A 21174-nucleotide genomic window follows, 5' to 3' on the forward strand; every position below is an offset into this window, starting at 1 on the left:
GCCTGTGCGTCATCTTGGCGCTTCAGCCTGCCTGTTCGCTGGCCGCTCGGTTGCGCTCAGCTGCGCACGGCTGCGGACTGCTGCGCACTGTTGCTCAGTGCTGTCTCTGCCCCGCCTTCCAGTGAAAACGGCAGGCCGAACAGCGGGCGCAACAGCCTGACGCGGCGGACAAGCTCGAAGACCGCGAAGCTGAGCGTGAGCGTCAGCACCGTCAGCAGCAGGCCTTCGGTGCCGGGCGCCAGCTTCGCCGGCTTGAACAGGTGGGCGAGCACCACGATCAGCGTCTGGTGCACGATGTACACCGGGAAGATGGCGGCAGCCAGGTAGCGCCGCGCGGGGCCATCGCGCTCGAGATGGCGCGCGGCGAAGCCGCAGGCGGCGGCGATGGCGCTCCACGCGGTCGCCGCATACACCGCCGCCATTGGCGCGAACAGGGTCTCGAACTCCACGCCGGGCGCACCGGCCTGCAGCAGCGACCGCCAGACGACGACGGCGGCCCAGCCGCTTGCCGCCAATCCCAGCGCCTGCCAGCGCAGGGCCGTGAAGCGCGCCCAGCAGTGCGGTGCGTGCGCGAGCAGCGCGCCAAGCAGGAAGAGGAAGAGGTAGGTGGCGTGGTTGAACCAGTCGTCGACGAACATATGGGTTTCGCCGAAGCGCCTGAGCAGGGGAACCCGGACCAGCGCCAGGCAGGCTGCCGGCAGGACGATCAGCTTCCAGCCCTGCAACTGCGCCGCCGCCAGGCCGGCAAAGCGGGCCAGGCGCTCGCCCGCGCAGGCCGCCAGCAGGACCAGGACGAGCGAATAGGCCCACAGGTAGGGAACGAACCACAGGTGGTTCCAGGTCGGCATGAACAGGCAACCGTCGTGGTCGCAGAAGCCGCCGTAGCCGCGCAGGTACAAGGCCATGAAGCGCAGGTAGCCGCCGTCGAAGCCGACATCTTCGACCACCTCGCAATACGACTGGGGCGGCACCACGACCAGCACCCCGAACAGGAGCGGCACGAGCAGGCGCAGGCTGCGCCGGCGAATGAAGGCGGCGGCGTCCAGGCGTTGCAGGGCCATGGCCGCGGCCACGCCGCCGACCAGGAACAGCAGGCCCAGGCGCCATGGGGCCGACAGCAGCATGAAGGGCTCGAGGCCGGGGCCGGCCAGGTCGCTTTTCACGTGCCAGTCCCAGCTGACGTAGTACATGCCCACGTGGTACAGCACGAGGACGAAGAAGGCGAGGATGCGCAGCCAGTCGAGAAAGAACAGGCGCGGCGTCGTTGAGGAGGTGTGCATGGTCGGGAAGCGGCTTGAAAAGCCCTCATCCTGGATCCATGCGCAGCCCGGCGCGAGCGGAATGTGGCCAGCCGCTCCCCCGTTGGGGTGAAGCGCACGCCCCGCCGGTCAGCCGGCCAGCTCGCCGGCCGGCTGGCGCAGCGCGGCCATCACCGCAGCGCGGTACTGCCGGCTGCAGGGCACGCTCGCCCCATGGCGCAGCAGCAGTTCGCAGTCGCCATGCGCGCGCGCCAGCACCCGTTCGATCCAGGACACCTGGACCGCGGCGCGCCGGTGGCAGCGCACGAAGCCGGGCCCGAGTTCGGTTAGCAGCGCGCCCAGGCTCGTGCGCAGCAGGGGCCGGGCGTCCCGGGTGTGCAGGACCACGTAGTTGTCGGCCGTCTCGATCCAGCCGATGTCGGGCACCGCGACGACCGAGGCGCCGCCGCGGCCGGGCACCAGCAGCTGCGCCGGCCGCGGCGCCATCCGCGGCCGCGCCGCCAGCCGCGCGCGCACGCGTTCGAGCGCCCGCTGGAGGCGCGCACTGTCGAAGGGCTTGAGCAGGTAGTCGGCGGCGCCGGTGTCGAAGGCCGGCACGGCGTAGGTGTCGTGGGCAGTGGTGAACACCAGCTGCGGCGCCGGTTGCGGCAGGCAGGCCGCCAGCGCCATGCCCGACATCCCCGGCATCTGCACGTCGAGGAACACGAGGTCGACTGCGTGGGCGCCGAGCTGGCGCTGCGCGTCGGGCGCGTCGCGCGCCTCCAGGATGTCGGCCATGCCCTCCAGCCCGAGCAGGCGCCGCAGCCGCGCGCGCGCCGGCGCTTCGTCGTCGACGATCAGGACGCGCATGGCAGGCGCATCTCGGCCCGCACGCCGGCGGGCAGCAAGGGCGACAGGGTCAGCGTTGCGCCCGGCCCGTACAGGTTCGCCAGGCGCTCGCGCAGGTTCCCGATCCCGACCCCGGCAGGGGGCGTGGCAGCCAGGACGCCGGCGTCGTCGTCGACCCGCACGACCAGCTCGTCTCGCTCGCGCAGGGCCGAGACCGCAATGCCGACCGCTCCCTGGCGCTGCTCGACCGTATGCTTGAAGACGTTTTCGAGCAGGGGCTGGAGGCTGATCGCGGGCAGGCGCAAGGGCAGCAGCGCCTGGTCGACGTGCCAGCCCAGCCGCACGCGCTCGCCGAAACGGGCCGTCATCACCTCGGCATAGGCCTGGGCCAGGCCGAGCTCCGCCGCCAGCGAGGCTTGCGCCTGTTCGCCGGCCTGCAGGGTCGCCCGCAGCAGTTCCGCGAGCCGCACCAGGGTCGCGTCGGCCCGGGCGAGGTCGGTGTGCATCAGGGAGGAAACAGTGTTGAGCGCGTTGAACAGGAAATGCGGCTGCACCTGCTGCGCCAGGCGCTGCAGTTCGGCCTGGCGTAGCAGCGCCGTGGTGCGTTCCAGGCGCAGGCTTTCCTCGAGCATGCGGCGGTAGGACAGCAGCCCGAAGCCGATCACGGTGAACAGGCAGACGAACAGCGAGACCTTCGACGCTTCGTAGATCCACAGCTGCGGCCAGGGATCGTGCCGGTAGACGTCGCCCGCCAGCGCGTACACGGCATGGCGGATGCCGAAGGCCAGCGGTACGAAGGCGATCCAGTACATCGGCAGCCATGCCGCCTGCAGGGCAAACCAGCGCCAGGGCCGGTCGATCAGGCCGGCATGGCGCACGCTGGCGCGCCGCTGGACCAGCCACAGCAGGCTGATGACCAGCGCCGACGATCCCTCCCAGAGCAGCGGGTGCCACAGGGGGCCACCGCTGCGGCGGTGCTCCTGGACGGCGATCAGGGTCATCAGCGCCCAGAACAGGCACCAGGCGCAGACGACCACCCGGGTGTTGATGGCCCGCGTGTGGGATGTGGAAGGCATGACGAACCCTTTAAAAGATGCCGGGATCATCATTTATTTTCAGCAAGGTGTCAAAGCATCAGCTGTCCGCTTCGTCCTTCCTGTCCTCTTCGTCGGCCCGTTCCCGGTCGAGCTCGGCCTTCATCGCCGCCACGTCCTCCATGAAGGCGTCGACCGTGCTGTCGGGCGTGGCGCGCATCTCGGGCGGCAGCAGCACCGACATGTAGAGTTCGTCCGCCAGGCGGCCATTGCGCTGTTCGTTGCTGATCAGGACCAGTCCCGAGCCGAGCAGGGCCAGCGCCGCGCAGATCATCGCGAAGCGCCGGCGCGGCTGGGGCTTCACCGTCATCAGGTGGAAGTACACCATGCCTGCGACCAGGGCGATGGCCACGTGCGAACCGTAGCGGGTGAAGACTTCGATCGAGTACGCGTAGCCGACCGCGCTCGACGCCAGCCGGAAGGCCATCAGCACGGCCACGCCGCAGCCGAAAATGAACAGGTGGCGCCCGAGGCGGGCATGGCGTCCGAACAGGCGGTTGCCCAGGGCCCAGAGGCCGGCCCATACCAGTCCGGCGCCGAGCCCGTAGGCCAGTGCCTGCAAATAACGAAACAGGCGGAACGGCTGGGTGTCCGCCAGCCACATCGTGAACAGGGCCACCAGCACGATCAGCGCCGTGCCGGCCAGGCCGGGCAGGGCACCCTCCCAGCCATGCATGGTGCGGTCCAGCAATTCGGCCGGCACCGGGAAGTCGGCGGCGCGCACGCGCAGCGTCGTGTGGCCGAGGCGCACCACGGTGTTGCCGCCCAGGGGCAGGAGCTGGGCGCGCTTGCCGGCGTGGACCACGCCATTCTTCGTCCCGAGGTCACGCAGCAGCAGGCCGCCCTGGCCGTCGCTTTCCACCTGGGCATGGCGTGGGGCTGCGTAGGCGTCGTCGAGGACGTAGTCGTTGTCGTAGCCGCGCCCGATGCGGATCGGCAGCGCATCGACGCGCTGGCGGTGCAGCACGTCGCCATTGCGCGCGAGGGTTTCGATGAACCAGGGGCCCGTCATAGTTGTCCGCTGCGCCCGAGCGCGCCCAGGAAAGCGCGCGAGACGCGCATGCCGTTGTCGTAGGACACGCCGGCCACGTCCAGCCGGCTCTGCAGGCTGGCCTGCGGGTTGTCGGTGCTGGCCGTGAGCAGGGTGAAGTTGTACAGGCCCGGGAACTTTCGATAGGCGCGCACGCAGACCACGGCCCGCAGCGGCAGCGTATTCGTATGCACGAAGCGCTCGCTGCACAGCGGCCCGGTGAGGCGCGTGTCGCGCGTGCTGCCCAGACGGTCGACGCGGAACTGGCTGCTGGCCAGCGCCGCGAAGCGCAAGGGATGCAGGCTGGCCGAACGCAGGTACTGGTGGGTCATCGACACGTGCCCGGTCTGCTGGGTGTCGGACACGTAGATCGCCGACTCCATCGCGCAGCTCATGGTGTCCGAACTGTAGGAGGTCTCGGCCTTCACGTTCGAGCGGCCCCAGCAGCGCACCTGGCCGGACTCGCGCACCGGCACCCGGTAGGGCCCCATGCTCTTGATCGACAGCGGCGTGTCGAGCAGGCGCGCCACCATCGCGCGCTGGTGGGCCAGCAGCTGGGCGGCGATCAGGGGATTGAAGTCCTTCGGCGGCGCGCCCTGCAGCTCGACCTGGCGCAGCAGTTCCTGGGCGTACTTGACCGGCACCAGGAAGCTGACCGCCTCGCCATCGCGCCGCTTCGAGACATTGATGCCGGCCACGGTGCCCCCGGCGGTCACGCTGGGGCCGCCGCTCATGCCCGAATTGATCGGCCCGCTGAAGATCAATTGATCGTAGAAGCTGCGGCTGACCACGCCGTTATAGGCGCCTTCCGAAATGGCGAAGCCGAGGTCGAGGGGATTGCCGAGCGAATACAGCGGCTGGCCCTGGGTCAGCTTCACCGGCTTTTCCGGGACCAGGAAGAAGCCGCTGCCCTTGCGGTTCACGCGCACCACGGCCAGGTCGTGCAGGACGTCGACGGCCATCAGCTCGATGGGGCCGCGCTTGCCGTCGGTGTCGACGTACTCGCCGGTGTAGACCTTGGGGTCGAGCGCCATCTGCGACACCACGTGGTAATTCGTCAGCACGAGGTTGCTGTCGCCGACCAGGAAGCCCGAGCCGACCGTCGACTGGGTGCGGCCATTGCGCAGCAGCATGCGGATCTGCAGCAGGTCGCCCTGGGCCGAGGAATACAGTTCCTGGGCGGCCGAGGAGGGCGGCGGCAGGGTGGTGGTGGTATCGGTCTCGCCGGGGCCGGGCGCCTGCGGCGTAGCCGCGGGCGGCGTGGCCGGCGGGGTGACCAGGGGCGGGGCGGGTGGCGACTGTTTCGGGGAGGACGCGGGCGGCGCGGCGGTGCGCTTCATGGACGCGGCCGGCTTGTCGCCGGTCGCGGCAGTCGCTACGCTCAGGCAGAACAGCAGGGCAAGGCTGGCGGCTCGTCGCATGGTTCGTCGCCGCGGACAACGGCGCCGTGCGGGGCCGCTGCCCGCGTTTATCGAAAAGGGTGGCAGACAGTGATTATCTTGCCACCAGATCAGCTTTGGTGCAGAACCTTACAGTTCGCCATCTTGCGCCACGACTTCGGCGGGCGTCATCATGTGGCCGAGCTTGGCCTGCTTGGTGTTCAGGTAGCTGTTGTTGAAGGCGTTGCGGTTGACCAGCAGCGGCACGCGCTCGCTCACTTCGATGCCCAGGCGGGTGAGGGCGTCGATCTTGCGCGGGTTGTTGGTCATCAGCTTGACCTGCTTGATGCCGAACTGTTCCAGCATCGGGCGGCACAGCTCGTAGTTGCGGGCGTCGGCGTGGAAGCCCAGCTGCAGGTTGGCCTCGACCGTGTCGGCGCCGGCTTCCTGCAGGCGGTAGGCGCGGATCTTGTTCACCAGGCCGATGCCGCGGCCTTCCTGGCGCAGGTAGAGCAGCACGCCGCGGCCTTCGGCGGCGATGCGCTTCAACGCGCCCTCGAGCTGGGCGCCGCAGTCGCAGCGCTGCGAGAACAGCACGTCGCCGGTCAGGCATTCGGAGTGCACGCGCGCCAGCACCGGCTCGCCGTTGCCGATGTCGCCCAGCGCCATCGCCAGGTGTTCCTTGCCGGTGGCGTGTTCGACGAAGGCGTGCAGCGTGAACTGGGCCCAGGGCGTGGGCAGGGCGCAGGACGTGACGTAGTCGAGCAGAGTATCGGCGACAGGCGCGGTGGCAGTCGCGGTGGCGGGCGTGGCGGTGTTGGACATGCTGGTCTTGAGGCAAATGGCTGTAACTGGTAAGTATAAAAGAAATCGGCCCCGCCCGTGCGGCAGGCGGTCGCGGCGGCGGTTGGGCGCTTGCCAATCCGGCATGTTACGCTTGCGTGTCAGTCAATCGTCATCGTGTATGGATCAAACAAGTAACGCAGCAGCGGCGCACACCCCGGCCGTCATCCCGCGCCGGGGCAGGCGCCGCTCCCTGAAGACCTGGCTGGCGCTGGCCTTCTCGCTGCTCTCGGTCGTCCTGACCCTGCTGCTGGTCGAGGTGGTCGACATCGCCGCCACCGGCCAGGTCGAAACCAGCATCGGCCAGGGCCTGCGCGAACTGGCGCTGCAGACCGCCGACAAGCTCGACCGCGGCATGTTCGAGCGCTACCGCGAGGTGCGCCTGCTGGCCCAGCGCCGCGACCTGGCGCCGGACAGCGCCAGCCCGGCCGAACGCCGCGCCGTGCTCGACAGCATCCAGGACACCTACGGCTACTACGACTGGATCGGCATGGTTGGCATCGACGGCCGGGTCCAGGTCGCCGGTGACGGCCTGCTCGAAGGCGCGGACGTCTCGCAGCGGCCCTGGTTCCGCAACGCCCTGCGCGGCGTGAACGTCGGCGACGTGCACGAGGCCGTGCTGCTGGAGCGCCTGCTGCCGCAGCAGGGCGAGCCGCGCCGCTTCGTCGACGTCGCCTTTCCCTACCTCGACCGCGCGGGCAAGCCGATCGGCGTGCTCGGCATCCACCTGTCCTGGCAGTGGGCGCGCGCGGTCGAGCGCTCGGTGATCGCGCCGATTGCGCAGCGCGGCCGGGTCGACGCCCTCATCCTCGGCAGCAACGGTACCGTCCTGCTCGGACCGAAGGACCTGCAGGGCAAGCCGCTCGACCTGTCCAGCTTCCAGGCCGCCCAGGACCAGGACGCCGGCTTCCTGGTCGAGCGCTGGCCCGACGGCCAATCCTATCTCGTGGGTTTTGCGCGCAGCAAGGGCTACGACAGCTATCCTGGCCTGGGCTGGACCGTGCTGGTGCGCCAGGCCGTCGACGATGCCTATGCGCCGGCGCTGGCCCTGCGCCAGCGCGCCATCTGGAGCGGCGCCGCGCTGGCGGTGCTGTTCTCGGTCGTCGGCGTGCTGGTGGCGCGCCGCATCACACGGCCGCTGGGCCAGCTGGTGCGCGACGCCGGCCGCATCCGGCGCGGCGAGAGCGTGCAGCTCGACACGGAGGGGCGCAGCTATGTCGAGGTCGAGCGCCTGTCGGACACGCTGAATGCGCTGGTGACCGACCTGGTGCGCGGACGCGCCGAGCTGCAGGGCCTGAACGCGACGCTCGAGCGGCGGGTCGAGGCGCGTACCGCCGAACTGGAGCGCGCGCTGGCGGCGGTCCAGGCCAGCGAGCAGCGCGTCGGCGCCATTATCGAGGCGGCCCAGGACGCCTTCGTCGCGGTCGACCTGCGCGGCATGATCACCGACTGGAACAGCGCGGCCGAGCGCATGTTCGGCTGGAAGCGCAGCGAGGTGCTGGGCTGGCCGATGGGCGAGATCCTGGTGCCGCAGCGCTTCCGTCCCAGCACGGCGCGCGCCATCGAGCAGTTCCGCGCCACCGGACACGGCGCCCTGCTCGAGCGCCGCACCGAGCGCATCGTGATCAACCGCCACGGCGACGAGTTCACTATCGAGATGACAGCCAGTCTCGCCAGCGGCCGCGAAGGCGTCTTCTTCGCCGTCTTCCTGCACGATATTTCCGAGCGCAAGAAGATCGAGCGCATGAAGAGCGAGTTCGTCTCCACCGTCTCGCACGAACTGCGCACCCCGCTGACCTCGATCCGCGCCTCGCTGTCCATGCTGGCCGAAGGCATGGCCGGCGACCTGCCGGCCGACGTCGCGCGCCTGGTGGCCGTGGCCCACGAGAGCAGCGAACGCCTGGTGCGCATGGTGAACGACGTGCTCGACCTGCAGAAGATCGAAGCCGGCGTCATGCACTTCGAGCGCCGCGCCCAGCCGCTGCTGCCGGTGGCCCAGCATGCGCTCGATTCCATGCAGGGCTATGCCGACCAGCTCGGCGTGACCCTGCGCCTCGAATGCCGCGCGCCGGCGCGCCAGCTCGCGGCCGCGATCGATCGCGACAGGCTGGTGCAGGTGCTGACCAACCTGCTGTCGAATGCGATCAAGTTCTCGCCGCGCGGCGGGCTGGTGACCCTAGTGCTGGAGGAGCATGAGGGAAGCGCACGGCTGTCGGTGCGCGACCAGGGCGCCGGCATCCCGCCGGAGTTCCAGGCGCGCGTGTTCCAGCGTTTCGCCCAGGCGGATGGGGCGGATACGCGCCAGCAGGGCGGGACCGGGCTGGGGCTGAGCATTGCCAAGAGCCTGGTCGAGGAGCATGGGGGACGGATCGGGTTCGAGACAGAGGAGGGGCGGGGGACGACGTTCAGGGTGGATTTGCCGTTGGTGCGGACTTGAAGAGCTGAAGCGGACCTTTCTGCATACCGTCCTAAGCGTCTGCTGGATAGGGCCGAAGCTGACCTGCCCGCACTTACGCTTACGACCCAAAGCGGTCCTTTATTAGCCCTTGCAGTGATTTGCATCGGTAGGGGAACAGGTTAAATGCCTTGTTTACTGCTGCCCATGAGTTCGTAGCCAAGCGGCCGTGATTTCGGAGCGCTCGGCTTCCCATTCAGGCGGCAGGTCTGCAATCTCATTGAGAGTGGGGTCCGTATCAAGCAACACGCCTACGCTCACATGGTACGGTTCGAGCGGGTCATCGTGATCGACGTTACCGCACAAAAATTGCCAGTCCCCGTCTTCTCTCACAACTAAAAGCGCAGGACGCTCTCGTCGGAACAAGTGCCCACAACAGTAGACGGCGAGCTGCTGATCTGTGAATGTAGAACTTCCCATGCTGCGTACCTCGTCTATTGCGCCTATCAACGTCTAACTGCGACTGTCCAGTCTTGGGCGGTTACAAACCAATTGCGGTATAGCGGTATAGGGTCAGGTCTGACATTTACGGTATAGGGTCATACGGTATAGGGTCAGGTCTGACATTTAGACACGGCCCCTGCCTTCGTTCCCGCACTGGGGTCGTTCAGAGATGACGCTGGAACATCTGGATGAGCTGGGGTCTGAATGTCAGACCTGACCCCACTCTCTCCTTGGATGAGCTCGGGTCCGAATGTCAGACCTGACCCCACTTTTCTCTTTTTCTGGATGAGCTCGGGTCCGAATGTCAGACCTGACCCCACTTTTTCTATTCTTTTCCCGGACCTAAACAACCGTGCCTTCCCGCTCGCGCGTATACACGCAGACCGCTTTGCCGTATATCTCGGTTTCCGCCTCATACGTCAGGCCAAGGCGCTTGGCAACGCGCAGCGATGATTCATTGCTTGAAGCGATGACAGCGCGAACTGTTGGTTCGCGCCGGCTCTCGAACGCATGGTGCAGGGCCGCCGCTGCCGCTTCGGTTGCGAATCCCTGGCCCCAGAAGGCACGATAGGTATTCCAGCCAAGCTCCATCACGGTGGAGTCCTCGCGAAAGAAGGCGCCGACACTCCCGACGAGTCTGCCAGTCGCCTTTTCCTCGACTGCCCACCATCCGGCGCCATGGATGAGCCATAGGCCTGCTTGTGAACAGAAGATGCGCCATGCAGCCTGGCGGTCGGCCGGGACCAGGTGAGCCGCACTGACAGGGTCGGCCAAATGCGCCGCGAATACGTCGAAGTCCTCCCGCCGATATTCGCGAAGCATGAGCCGTTCCGTGTGAAGGTATGGAACAGAAGTGATGAACTCGCTATTCATGAGCTGGATTCCATGTGCTGGTGCGGGATAGGCCCGTTTCTGGCCGCTTGCAAACCTTGGAATGGCTGAGTGTACGGCGTTGTTGTTCCCAGGACAACCAGTGGGTTTTGTCAGGTTCTTTCAAACCTGCGCTCGTTCCGGTCACACTAATGCCTGGTCAACTCGATGCGCGAGAGCCGAGCTTCGCCTGGCGCCTGGTGGGAGGGCGTCAGGCCAAAATCGAAACCGCCAGGGATCCGCTTTCGACCTGTCCGCCGAGGTGGGAAACTTCTTTGAACGTGCTTCTTCGTGGACGTGCCCGCTCAGAAGCACGCCTGCGCCTTACTTCGCCGGATTGGCATTGAAGCCGGACAGCAGTTCGTCGATGACAGGCGTCAGCTTCGTGGACGTGCTCGCCCATTTGTTCAGCGCCAGGCCGCCGGAGTGCTTGTACGTGGCCATGGCGATCGTCTCGTCCTGGCGGCGCAGGCGCAGCTCGGCATGGTTCACGAAGGGCGCCAGGTCCCAGCCGCGGGTCACCGTGTACCACAGGGTGTATTCGCAGCGCTCGGGCGCCTTGTCCTTGTAGATCATGGTGCGGATGCCGTGCCGCTGGAAGCCGTCTTCGAGCACCGTCAGCATGTCGCTCACGATGACCTTGGGATTTTGCTCGATGCAGACCAGGTCCAGTTTGTGGGCGGATGCATCGACCTTTCTGACGTTGACGGAGGTGCAGGCCTGCAAGAGGGATGCGGCGGCGAGCAGGACGAGAATTTTCTTCATGGGTATCGAATAGGGTTGTTGTAGAGGCGTTCTCAGCAGGGCACACGTGAGAGCCTCGGCTCGGTCCCCATTGGTCCCCTACGGGGCCCGAGCGGGACAGATGATCGAGCTGCCAGCCCCGGCAAGATGGGCACCGACGCCAACGGCTGGGCAATGGCATGTATATTGCCAGTCACGGATGTTGCTAAACTGCAAGTGTACGGGATGTGTTGCACTTGCGGCAAGCAGCAGGTCTGCCCGGAACCGCCATCGCGGCATTGTCGTGGCCGCCGCACCACGCGCTCAGCGCCAGCCGTGCAGTGCAATCCCCGCAAACCCCGGCCAGGCGCCGAGATCGCGCTCCAGCTCAGGCAGCAGCGTGCGCAGCTTACCCTTGTCGCCATGGAAGCTGGTGGCGCTGCCATCCAGGATGCGTTCGCTGCTGAAGCGGTACAAAGGCTCGCCGGCCGCTTTCGCAGGCTGGCGCAGCAGCACCAGCACCGGCGTCTCGCCTGCCCGGGCCAGCAGCAGCTCGCCCGCTTCGCCCGCATCGGCGCGCACATAACGCCGCTGGCGCTCGGCGCCGACGCGGCCCGCTTCGAGCGCGATGTGCACACGCTTGCCGTGGACCGCCGCCCAGTCGAGGAAGGGCACGGCGAAGCGGACAATCTCGTCGGGCGCGGTGCGGTAGTCCATCACCGCCAGGCCGTCGGCGACCTGCGCCAGTCCATCGAGCAGCTCGGTCTTGTCCCACCACCAGAAGGGCACGACGAATTCGAGCGGCATGTCGCCGGCCGCTTCGCGCAGGGCGCGCGCCATCGCCAGGTATTCGCGGTCGCGCTCGGCTGGCGGCAGCACCGCGTCAGGGAGCAAATAGGGTTCGACGTCGAACTGCATCGCGCGCAGGCGTTCTTCCGGCGCGGCGTCGCGGTTGTAGGCGGCAAAGGCGCGGGCGCGGTCGGCCGTGGCGGCGCGATGATTCGGCAATGCCATGTGCGGGTCGCCCTCGACGCTGGTCACGGTGATGCCGGCGCGCGTTGCCTTGCGCACGAAGGCGCGCAAGAGCTGCGGGTCGCGCACCCTGGGGCCGTCGAGCGTGACGACGATGAACAGTTCGCCGATGCCCTCAGCCTTGGCCCAGGCCAGCAGGGCGTCGGGCTTGTCCATCCATTCGCCGCGGTCCCAGATCCAGGTCGCGCGCGGCGCCGGTTTCGCCGGCACGACCGGTTCGAGCCGCAGCGCGTCCAGGTTCAATGTCGCGGCTTCCGCAGGACAGAGCAGCACGAACTGGCGCCAGCTCGCACGGTCCAGCCGCGCCGGCAGGGGCAGGGCGACGCTGCGTGCGGTCTTCGTGGCGCCCAATTCTCCCAGCGCATGGGCCGACTCGCGCGCGCTCGACGCGGCGTCGGCAGCCTGGATGGCAAAGTTGCCGCTGCCGGAAAAGTCCGCACCCAGCCTGAATGCGCCCAGGGACAGCGTCCACGGGCCGTCCAGCAATACGCCGGCCGGCCGCGTGCCGGCCCGGCATTGCAGGCGCAGCTTGCCGTCCGCCTGCTCGACGCTGACCCGCTCCTCGATCCCGAAGGTGCGCAGCTTCGCATCCGGCAGCAGGTTAGTCCGCAAGGGCATGGTCACGCGCCGCGGCCTGGCGTTCACGGGATCGGGCTGGGGCAGGTCGTGGCTGCTCGGCACGAAGCGCTTCTGGTCGGCTGGCCCGTAGAGCAGGATGGTGCGCGCCGGGCGATCTCCTGCCGGCAGCGGATACAGGGCCTCGACCTGGCTGGCGTCGACGCCGAGCGGCGCGGCGCTGCAACCGGGGAGCGCCGGCCGGGTGCTGGCGACGACGACCAGTTCGCCCGCTCCGGGCAGGGCGGCGCGCGGCGCGTCCGCGGGGGCCTGGGATGCCGGGCAGACCTGCAGCGAGGCCGCATGCGTGGAAGTCATGGTCAGGAGCAGGGCAGCGAAAAACAGGGTCTTCATGAGGCGTTGCCCGGCGGGCGGGTCGAGGTCGTGTCGCCCGAAGGCGCTGAAGGCGAGGATGCGGGCGGCGTCGGCGCGGCCTTGGCGTGCTCGTCATGGCCCACGCCCTTGCGCTTCATGGCTCCCCAGCTCGCTTCCTTCTGCACCAGCCAGCGCCACAGGCCGACCAGGCGCCACCAGGTGTTCAACTGGCGGTAGCCGAAGTTCTCCAGGATTACGACCAGGCCCAGCAGCAGCAACTGCTTGCCGCGCGGGTAGAGGTGGAAGGACATCTCTTCCAGCATCAGCCCGGAGGCCGAGAGCAGGATGCCCAGGCCCAGCGCGACGAACAGGAAGGCGCCGAAGGCTTCCCAGGAAATCAGGCCGGTGAGGAAGGCGTAGGCCATGAAGATATAGCCGCCCAGCTCGATCACCGGTCCCAGCCACTCGAAGAAGAGCATGAAGGGGAAGGCGACCCAGCCGGGAACGCCGCCGTTCTTCGAGAACATCAGGCCCCAGTTGGCGCTCAGGCTCTCGGCCAGGCCGCGCTGCCAGCGCACGCGCTGGTTTCTCAACGTGGCCAGGTCTTCGGGCGCCTCGGTCCAGCACACGGGGTCGGGCACGAATTCGATGCGGTAGGGCTGGCGCTTCGCGCGCAAGGTGCGGTGCATGCGCACCACCAGCTCCATGTCCTCGCCGATGGTGTCGGGGCGGTAGCCGCCGGCAAGCACTACCGCATCCTTGCGGAAGATGCCGAAGGCGCCGGAGATGATCAGCATGCCGTTCAGGGCCGACCAGCCGAGCCGCCCGAACAGGAAGGCGCGCAGGTACTCCACCACCTGGAACAGGGCGAGAAGGCTCTTCGGCAGGCCGACCCGCGTGAGGAAGCCGCCGCTGATCTCGCAGCCGTTGGCCACGCGCACGGTGCCGCCGGTGGCGACCACGGTCGGGTCGCGCAGGAAGGGTTCCGTCACCTTGACCAGGCTGTCGCGCTGCAGGACCGAGTCGGCGTCGACCCCGCAGAACAGCGGGTAGCGCGAGGCGTTGATGCCGGCGTTGAGCGAGTCGGCCTTGCCGCCGTTGACCTTGTCGATCACGCGCACGTTCGGGTAGCGCGTCGAGCGGTAGATCTGGCGCACCTCTTTCGTCGGGATCTGGCGGCGGTAGGCTTCGGGGAAGGGCAGCAGGGCGAATTCGCGCTTGAGCACCTCGAGCGTGCCGTCCTTCGAGCCGTCGTTGATGACGATGACTTCGAACTCGGCATAGGTCAGCTGCAGCATCGAGCGGATCGAGGCGGCGATCGTCGCCTCCTCGTTGTAGGCCGGGACCAGGATGCTGACCGGCGGCTCCAGGCCCGAGTAGGCGCGCGGCAGCTCGCCGATGAAGGCTTCCTGGCCCTTGCGGTAGAGCGCGCGCAGCGAGAACAGGTTGAGCAGCAGGTAGCCGCCGTTCAAGGCGACGAAGAAGGCCAGCACGAACCAGGTGATGAAGGCGACCAGCAGGCTGTCGGTATTCATGCGGCCCCGCTTTCGGCCATCGCCTGCGACAGCATGTCGGCCGCGAAGCGGTCGGTGAGGGAGGAACGCAGCGCTTCCAGGTCGGCGCGCGGCAGCGCCGGCAGGGCCAAGAGGGCCTGGGCGGCGCGGTAGCGCACCCACCACTCGCGGTCGCCGAGCAGGGCCACCAGGCGCTCGGCGTCGCTGCGCTCGCCGATCCGCCCCAGGGCGCGCGCCGCCTGCACCCGCACCTGCCAGTCCGGGTGGGCCAGCAGTGCGCGCACCTCGGCGATGGTTTCGGGCGTACGCACCCCGCGCAGGGCGGCGGTCACCACCGGCACCGCATCGCTGCGCAGCGCGCTGGCCAGCAGCCCGGCCGGCAGGATCACGTGCAGCGCTTCGGCGATGCGCAGGCCGCGCGGCAGGCGCTCGGCGTCGAGCCGGGGCAGGTAGCGCGCCAGCGCGGCGCCGGCCGGCTCATGGGCCTGCTGCAGGATGCCGGCGGCGAGCGACAGCGCCCAGTCCTCGCGCGCGATGAAAAGCGGCACCATGTAGTCGCTGGCGGCCTGCGGATCGACCCGCACCAGCGCCCACAGGGCGGTCAGCGACATGGTGTTGTCGGGCAGTTCGGCCATGCGCAACAGGCCGGGCCAGGCCTCGCGGTCGCGCAGGTGGCCCAGCACCAGCGCCGCCAGCAGGCGCGCCGGGCGGGCGCCGCGTCCCAGCAGGCTGCGTGCATGGGCGTCGATGCCGATCCGGCGCGCGACCTCGTTCAGGGCCTCGTTCGCTTCGCCGCGCAGCGAGCCTTGCAGGTGGGCCCACAGGCGCAGGAAGGGCAGTCTCTCGCTGCGCCGCAGCGGCGGCAGGGTGGCGGGAATCTCGCCGACGATGGCGGCATTCAGTACCGGGCGCCAGCGCGCCAGCGCGCGGGCATCGATGCGCTCGCGGCGGCGCAGGCTCATGCGCATCACGATGATCTGCAGGCCGAGCAGCGAAGTCAGGAGCAAGGCCGCGAAGCCGGTCCAGAGCGCGGCGGTAATGAAGACGTCGGGATGGGCAGCGGGCGTCAAGGAGGCCGCCTGCATGTCAGCGGCCCGGCGCGGCGCCTGCGGCCGCCGGGGGCAGGGGCGGCGGGGGCATGGCCACCGGGGTCATGGTCACCGTCATGCGGCCGGCCTCAGGAAGCGGCGTACGCGGGCCAGCAGTTCCTGGGGCTGGAAGGGCTTGATCACGAAATCGTTGGCGCCGGCGTCGAGCGCGCGCACGGTGTCGCGCTCGGTGTTCTTCGCCGTCAGCATCAGCACCGGCACGTCGCGCCAGAGCGGCTGGGAGCGGATCAGGCCGACGATCTCGAAACCGTCGACATAGGGCAGCATCACGTCGAGCAGCACCAGGCCCGGCGCCTCGGCGGCGGCGATGTGGGCGGCGGCGGCGCGCCCGTCCGCCAGGTGCACCACCCCGTAGCCCTGGCGCTCGAGCATGAAGCGCAGGACTTCGGCGATGTGTTGGTCGTCTTCGACGACGAGGACGGTGGCGGGCGTGGCGTTCTGCATGCAGTGGCGAAGGTGAAAAACTGGGGCGTAAAGACTGGAGCAATTATAGCGAAGCATGCCCCGTGGCGGGGCACGGTCGGGATGCTCAGCGTCCGCCGTGGCGCAGCGGGTCGAGCAGGCCGCGCAGGGCGTTGTGGTCGAGTTCGTACATCAGGGCCAGCAATTCGCCCAGCTCGCCGCGCGGGAAGCCTTCGCGCGCGAGCCAGCCCAGGTAGTGGCCGGGCAGGTCGGCGATCTTGCGGCCCTGGTATTTGCCATAGGGCATTTCGCGGGTCAGCAGCAGAGGCAGGTGTTCGGGTTTCATCGTGGACGCCACTTTAGCAAAAACGGGGAACGATGTACGATAAAGAGGACTGGGAGAATGCCATGGACAAGGATTTCGACCTGGACCGCTTCGTCGCCGCGCAAGACCCGGTGTACTCCGACGTATTGGCCGAATTGCGCACCGGTCACAAGCATACCCACTGGATGTGGTTCGTCTTTCCCCAGCTCGAAGGATTGGGGAGCAGCGAGATGTCGCGCAAGTATGCGATCAGGTCAAGCGACGAGGCCGCCGCCTACCTGGCCCACCCGGTGCTGGGGCCGCGCCTGCGCGAATGCGCGCGCCTGGTCGCGACCCACGCCGACAAGGAGATCGGCCAGATCTTCGCCAGCCCCGATGACCGCAAATTCCATTCCTCGATGACGCTCTTCGCCGACGTGGCGCCGGACGAGGCGGTGTTCCAGACCTGCCTCGACACCTTCTTCGACGGCCAGGCGGACCCGGCGACCATGGACCGCCTCTAGTCCGTCAGGAATTGAAGTCGATCCGCAGCGGCATCCGCGGCGGCTGCCAGCGGTAGCGCGCATCGAACACGTCGTGGCGCGGCTGGTCGCCGTTCCACTCGATGCCGAGCAAATTGGTGAGGCTGTGGGCCAGCCAGTCGCCGCGCACCGGCAGGCTCAGGCTCGATCCGGGCGCGGTGTCCTGGTAGGAGCTCCAGACCATCAGCGGAATGCGGTAGCCGTCCGGAGTGGTGGCGCTGTGGCCGGCGCGGTCGATCGTGTGGCCGACTTCCTGGCCATGGTCCGACAGGAATACCCACATCTGCTTGCCCGGCGCGTGGCGGCTCAGGTCGAGCGTGGCGGCGACCGTCTGGTCGTGGTAGCGCACCGCCGAATCGTAGTCGTTGCGCATGTCGCGCAGCCAGCCGGGACGGCCTTCGCGCCGCAGGCGGGCGTCGACCTGGTCGGATGCGTGGGCAAAGAATGCCATGCCCGCCGGATGGCGCAGGCGGTAATCCGGATGCAGGCCCAGCATGTGGAGCACGATCAGCTTGCGCGGCGCCTTGTCCGCCATCGCGGTTTTCATCGCCGGCAACAGCTGCTCGTCAAGGGCCTCGGACGAGCGGCCCGGTTTGCGGTTCAGGACCTCGACGGTGTCGGCCAGGCGCGCGTGTTCCTGTTCGATCGCCAGGTCGTTGTGGTTGCTGATCCACCAGGTGCGGTAGCCGGCGGCGCGCGCCAGGGCCAGCAGGTGCACGCGCTCGCGGTCTTCGGGCTGGCCGAAGTAGAACAGGCTGCGCAGGGCCGGCACGGTCGAGGCATTCACCGACCACGCATGGCGGAACACTTCCATGCGCTCGCCCAGCTCGCGCTGGCGCGCGAACAGGGCCGGCGAGGTCGGGCGCGCATAGCCGTAGCTGCTCATGTTATTGCGGTTCATGCTCTCGCTGATCACCAGCACCAGCGTATCCGGGCTGTCCTCGGCCAGGGTGGGCGCAAGCCTGGCCGCGGCGGCCAGCAGGCGCTGGCGCTGCTGGCCCATCTCGCCCCACTGGCGGCGCAGGTCGCCGATGTCCTGGGCCCACTGCGGCCAGAACAGGGCCGGATGGTGGCGCCGCCAGGGCTTGCTGACGAGGGAGCCGAGGATCAGCGCCAGCATCAGCACCGCGATCGCGATGCGCCAGCCGCGCGGCTCGGGCAAGCGTGGCGGGGCCTGCCACCACAACCGGATGCCGGCCACCAGGATGGCGCCGCACAGGAAGGCGAACAGCGACCACTCGACGATGTCGCGCCAGTACATGGCGGCGAACTCGCGCGACTCGCCCGGGGTCGTGTTCGCGACCGCGCTCAGCACCATGGAACTGTTCGGCAGCGCATCGTAGGCCGAGAGGAGGAAGCCACGCACCGCGCCATCGAGCACGAAGGACAGGCCGAGGGCCAGGCACAGCCAGCCCTGGATGCGGCGCCGGCGCGGCGTGCGCATCGGCCACCACAGCCAGAACCAGCCGGGCAGGGCGAGCACCAGCACCTGCCAGGCGCGCGAGCCGGCATGGCCGGCGTTGATGGCGGCCAGCACGGCCAGCAAGGGCAGCAGCAGGGGCAGCGGCTGCCGCAGGCGCGCGGCAAGGCGCGACGCGAAGGGGACACGCACGGCGCGGTCGTCGACGCAGGTGGTCATTACCTGGGTAATCTTGTAAACGGAGGGAAGGGCTTCAGGCCAGGGCTAGCGGGCGTGCTGGCGGACGGCTGACGGTGTGGTTCAAACGGACTGCGACATGTTTCGACAGGTTCATGCGGGCTCGTACCTCAACGGTTGGAAAGCGTGTTTGATTTTTCTCAAAGAATTGCTTCGCGGCGCCAAGTGTATACCGTTGGGAGCGATATGCACGTTCTGATTGGAAAAAATTTGTGGCCATGGCCAGCTTGTCATGCGTGCAGGCATGTCGCACGTTGTGCGTATAATCCGCGGGTAATCTGTCCACTCATTAAGAAACCAACCATTCATGGCTTCATCTTCCGATAACATCAGCATGGCGGTGTTCTGCGACTTCGAGAACGTCGCACTCGGCGTGCGCGATGCGAACTACGAAAAATTCGATATCAAGCCCGTCCTCGAGCGGCTCCTGCTCAAGGGCAGCATCGTCGTCAAGAAGGCCTATTGCGACTGGGACCGCTACAAGGGGTTCAAGTCCACCATGCACGAAGCCAACTTCGAGCTGATCGAGATTCCCCACGTGCGCCAGTCCGGCAAGAATTCGGCCGACATCCGCCTCGTCGTCGACGCGCTCGACCTGTGCTACACCAAGTCGCACGTGAATACCTTCGTCATCATCAGCGGCGACTCCGACTTTTCGCCCCTGGTGTCGAAGTTGCGCGAGAACGCCAAGCAGGTGATCGGCGTGGGCGTGAAGCAGTCGACCTCCGACCTGCTGGTGGCCAACTGCGACGAATTCATCTTCTACGACGACCTGGTGCGCGAAGTGCGCCGCGCCGCCGCCAAGCGCGACGAGCGCAAGGCCCAGCCGCAGGCCAAGCGCGGCAGCGACGACAAACGCAAGGAAGAACTCGAAGCGCGCAAGACGCAGGCCCTGGAAATGGTGGTCGAGACCTTCGACGCCCTGGTGTCCGAGCGTGGCGACACCGGCAAGATCTGGGCTTCGCTGCTGAAGGACACCCTCAAGCGCCGCCGCCCGGAATTCTCCGAGGTGTATTACGGTTTCCGTACTTTCGGCAACCTGCTGGAAGAAGCGCAGGTGCGCGGCCTGTTCGAATTCGGCCGCGACGAGAAGTCGGGCACCTATGTCTACCGCAGCGGTGCGCCGGCCGTGCTGGCCGAGCCGGCACCGCTCGAGACCGCGTTGATGGAAGCATCGGCGCCCGAGGCCGTGGATGCCGCCGCGCCGGCCCCTGCTGCGCCTGAAGAAGGACGCGGCGAAGGCCGCCGCCGCGGCGGACGCGGACGCAAGGGTTCCCAGCGCGCCGAGACGCCGGTCGTGGCCGTCACGCCGGACGAACTCGGCCAGATGGAAAGCGCGGCGGCGGAGTCCGCCGCGCCGGCCCAGGTGTGGCCGGAAGCCGCCCCGGAAGACGCCGCCGCGGCCGCCGATGCCGTAGCGGCAGTGACGGAGAATGCGCCTGCCGCTGCACCCGAAGCCGCCGCGCCCGAGGCCGGGCAGGCGGATGCGCCGCCGGCGCCCCTGAAGGAGCGCCGCCGCACGCCGCGCAAGCCGTCAGCCAAGAAGGTCGCCGCCACCGCCGCCCAGGCCGACGCCGCCGCGGCCGAGCTGGCGCCGATCGCCGTCCCGCCTGAAGACCGCGCCGCCCCTGCCGTGCTGCCGCCCGCCGAGGGCGCAGCCGCCGAAGCACTGGGCGCACTGCTGCCGGAAGCAGCTTTCCCGCCAATCGGCGAGAATGGGAACAACGCTGCTGACGAGAGTGCGGCCGGCGAAACCGTTCCCGGCGATGAAAAGCCCGCGCGCAAGAAGTCTGCCAAGCCTGCGCACAAGGCGCCGGCACGCAAGCCCGCCACGCGCAGCCGCCGTCCGGCCAAGCCGAAAACGGCCGACAACGCGTAAGACAGCAGTGAGGGGGGGCCGGCGCCACGCGCGCCGGTTCCGGTGCGACTGACAGTGCTCAACTGTAGTGAAAGGAAAGCCATGCGTCTCCTTGCCGGTGTGCTCATCTCCCTCCTTGCAGCCGCGCCCTTTGCCACGGCGGCCCCGCCGGCGCCGGCCGCCAACCATCCCATCCTCGGCATCTGGAAGCTGTCGCTGCCCGACCTGCGCTGCTCCGAGGTCTACCGCTTCCGCGGCGACGGCACCACCCTCGTCACCAGCGCGGAAGAGGTGTCCGAGAGCGAATACAGCATTCCCGACAAGCCCAGCGCGAAGGGGTTTTATAAACTCGAGGACCGCATCGTCAAGGACAACGGCAAGAAGGATTGCTCCGGCGCGATCATGAAGGTTGGCACCCGCGCGACCAATTTCGTGCGGTTCCACCCCTCGGGAGAGTTGTTCCTGATGTGCAGCGACGAGACGATGGAGGCGTGCATCGGGCCGTTCGAACGGGTGGAGGGGGAGGAGGCGTGACGATACGGTGGGCACTGTGGCGGGCTTGGTTTTCGTAGGGTAAACTCTCGAGCCCACGCGGTCTCATCGCTTGCCTGGCCGCGGCGCCGATCTTGTCGGGATGCTTGATTTACCTAATTATTGCTCGCGTCGCGGCTGATCGACCGCGGTACCGCGTGGACACAGGTGTCCACCCTACAAAAGCGCTTTCCTGCACGCGCCGCGGCTGTTCAAACGCTCTACCGCGTGGGCTCGAGAGCCCACCCTACGAAAAGCCGGAAACGCGTGCGCTTCGATGACCTTCGTGCCGTATGTATGCATATGGTGCGACCGCGTGGACACGGGTGTCCACCCTACAAGTGCATCCCCCATCGCCCAATCCCTTGGT

At 68.0% G+C, this 21174-nt stretch carries 18 protein-coding genes; 4 read left to right on the top strand and 14 right to left on the bottom strand.

Features of this window, described 5'->3' with window-relative positions:
* Positions 1-56: 56 nt before the first annotated feature.
* From ACSUZJ_RS08970 to ribA, 6 genes are all read right to left on the bottom strand, one after another.
* Positions 57-1280, bottom strand: a complete 1224-nt coding sequence (locus ACSUZJ_RS08970; protein WP_499415300.1) for an acyltransferase family protein — start codon at positions 1278-1280, stop codon at positions 57-59.
* 108 nt (positions 1281-1388) lie between these two features.
* Positions 1389-2108 carry a LytR/AlgR family response regulator transcription factor gene (locus tag ACSUZJ_RS08975; protein ID WP_499415302.1) on the bottom strand — a complete coding sequence of 240 codons (720 nt, stop codon included), beginning with the start codon at positions 2106-2108 and terminating at the stop codon, positions 1389-1391.
* Entirely contained in the window at positions 2096-3163 is a 1068-nt protein-coding gene (locus tag ACSUZJ_RS08980; protein ID WP_499415304.1) for a sensor histidine kinase, read from the bottom strand. Before ACSUZJ_RS08980 ends, ACSUZJ_RS08975 begins: the two co-directional genes overlap by 13 nt.
* Positions 3164-3221: 58 nt before the next feature.
* Complete coding sequence (locus ACSUZJ_RS08985; RefSeq protein WP_499415306.1) at positions 3222-4193, bottom strand: FHA domain-containing protein; 972 nt, start codon at positions 4191-4193, stop codon at positions 3222-3224.
* Complete coding sequence (locus ACSUZJ_RS08990; protein WP_499415308.1) at positions 4190-5632, bottom strand: S1 family peptidase; 1443 nt, start codon at positions 5630-5632, stop codon at positions 4190-4192. The genes ACSUZJ_RS08985 and ACSUZJ_RS08990 overlap by 4 nt, the downstream gene beginning before the upstream one ends.
* A gap of 108 nt (positions 5633-5740) precedes the next feature.
* Positions 5741-6415, bottom strand: a complete 675-nt coding sequence (gene ribA / locus ACSUZJ_RS08995) for a GTP cyclohydrolase II (RefSeq protein ID WP_499415310.1) — start codon at positions 6413-6415, stop codon at positions 5741-5743.
* A 139-nt stretch (positions 6416-6554) separates the two neighbouring features.
* Between ribA and ACSUZJ_RS09000 the strand changes: the two genes are divergently transcribed.
* A complete protein-coding gene (locus ACSUZJ_RS09000; protein WP_499415312.1) occupies positions 6555-8870 on the top strand; it encodes a sensor histidine kinase in 2316 nt (771 codons plus the stop codon).
* An 804-nt stretch (positions 8871-9674) separates the two neighbouring features.
* Here ACSUZJ_RS09000 and ACSUZJ_RS09005 read toward each other — a convergent pair.
* The 7 genes from ACSUZJ_RS09005 to ACSUZJ_RS09035 form a co-directional block, all read right to left on the bottom strand.
* Positions 9675-10205 (bottom strand): GNAT family N-acetyltransferase, encoded by a 531-nt coding sequence (locus ACSUZJ_RS09005; protein ID WP_499415314.1) that lies wholly within the window; start codon positions 10203-10205, stop codon positions 9675-9677.
* Positions 10206-10526: 321 nt separating this feature from the next.
* Positions 10527-10967 carry an Sbal_3080 family lipoprotein gene (locus tag ACSUZJ_RS09010; protein WP_499415316.1) on the bottom strand — a complete coding sequence of 147 codons (441 nt, stop codon included), beginning with the start codon at positions 10965-10967 and terminating at the stop codon, positions 10527-10529.
* A 282-nt stretch (positions 10968-11249) separates the two neighbouring features.
* Positions 11250-12926 carry a hypothetical protein gene (locus ACSUZJ_RS09015; RefSeq protein ID WP_499415318.1) on the bottom strand — a complete coding sequence of 559 codons (1677 nt, stop codon included), beginning with the start codon at positions 12924-12926 and terminating at the stop codon, positions 11250-11252.
* Positions 12923-14422 (bottom strand): glycosyltransferase family 2 protein, encoded by a 1500-nt coding sequence (locus ACSUZJ_RS09020; protein ID WP_499415320.1) that lies wholly within the window; start codon positions 14420-14422, stop codon positions 12923-12925. Before ACSUZJ_RS09020 ends, ACSUZJ_RS09015 begins: the two co-directional genes overlap by 4 nt.
* A complete protein-coding gene (locus tag ACSUZJ_RS09025; RefSeq protein ID WP_499415322.1) occupies positions 14419-15471 on the bottom strand; it encodes a HEAT repeat domain-containing protein in 1053 nt (350 codons plus the stop codon). The genes ACSUZJ_RS09020 and ACSUZJ_RS09025 overlap by 4 nt, the downstream gene beginning before the upstream one ends.
* 93 nt (positions 15472-15564) lie before the next feature.
* The gene (locus ACSUZJ_RS09030) at positions 15565-15954 is read right to left on the bottom strand and encodes a response regulator transcription factor (protein ID WP_499415324.1); all 390 of its coding nucleotides are present in this window, start codon (positions 15952-15954) and stop codon (positions 15565-15567) included.
* Positions 15955-16039: 85 nt separating this feature from the next.
* The gene (locus ACSUZJ_RS09035) at positions 16040-16258 is read right to left on the bottom strand and encodes a DUF3820 family protein (RefSeq protein WP_499415326.1); all 219 of its coding nucleotides are present in this window, start codon (positions 16256-16258) and stop codon (positions 16040-16042) included.
* Positions 16259-16320: 62 nt separating this feature from the next.
* On the opposite strand from ACSUZJ_RS09035, the gene ACSUZJ_RS09040 reads away from it, so the two are divergent.
* Positions 16321-16740: a DUF1810 domain-containing protein gene (locus ACSUZJ_RS09040; RefSeq protein WP_499415328.1), complete on the top strand. Its 420-nt coding sequence runs from the start codon at positions 16321-16323 to the stop codon at positions 16738-16740.
* 4 nt (positions 16741-16744) lie between these two features.
* Here the strand turns inward: ACSUZJ_RS09040 and ACSUZJ_RS09045 are convergent, their stop codons facing one another.
* On the bottom strand, positions 16745-18397 hold the full coding sequence (locus tag ACSUZJ_RS09045; protein WP_499415330.1) for a phosphoethanolamine transferase: 1653 nt from the start codon (positions 18395-18397) through the stop codon (positions 16745-16747).
* Between the two features lie 325 nt (positions 18398-18722).
* Between ACSUZJ_RS09045 and ACSUZJ_RS09050 the strand changes: the two genes are divergently transcribed.
* Both ACSUZJ_RS09050 and ACSUZJ_RS09055 read left to right on the top strand, forming a co-directional pair.
* A complete protein-coding gene (locus ACSUZJ_RS09050; protein ID WP_499415332.1) occupies positions 18723-20294 on the top strand; it encodes an NYN domain-containing protein in 1572 nt (523 codons plus the stop codon).
* Positions 20295-20375: 81 nt separating this feature from the next.
* The gene (locus ACSUZJ_RS09055) at positions 20376-20807 is read left to right on the top strand and encodes a hypothetical protein (protein ID WP_499415334.1); all 432 of its coding nucleotides are present in this window, start codon (positions 20376-20378) and stop codon (positions 20805-20807) included.
* Positions 20808-21174 lie beyond the last annotated feature (367 nt).

The organism is Telluria sp. B2, from assembly GCF_051789535.1.
In the GTDB taxonomy this organism is placed as follows: Bacteria; Pseudomonadota; Gammaproteobacteria; order Burkholderiales; family Burkholderiaceae_D; genus Telluria.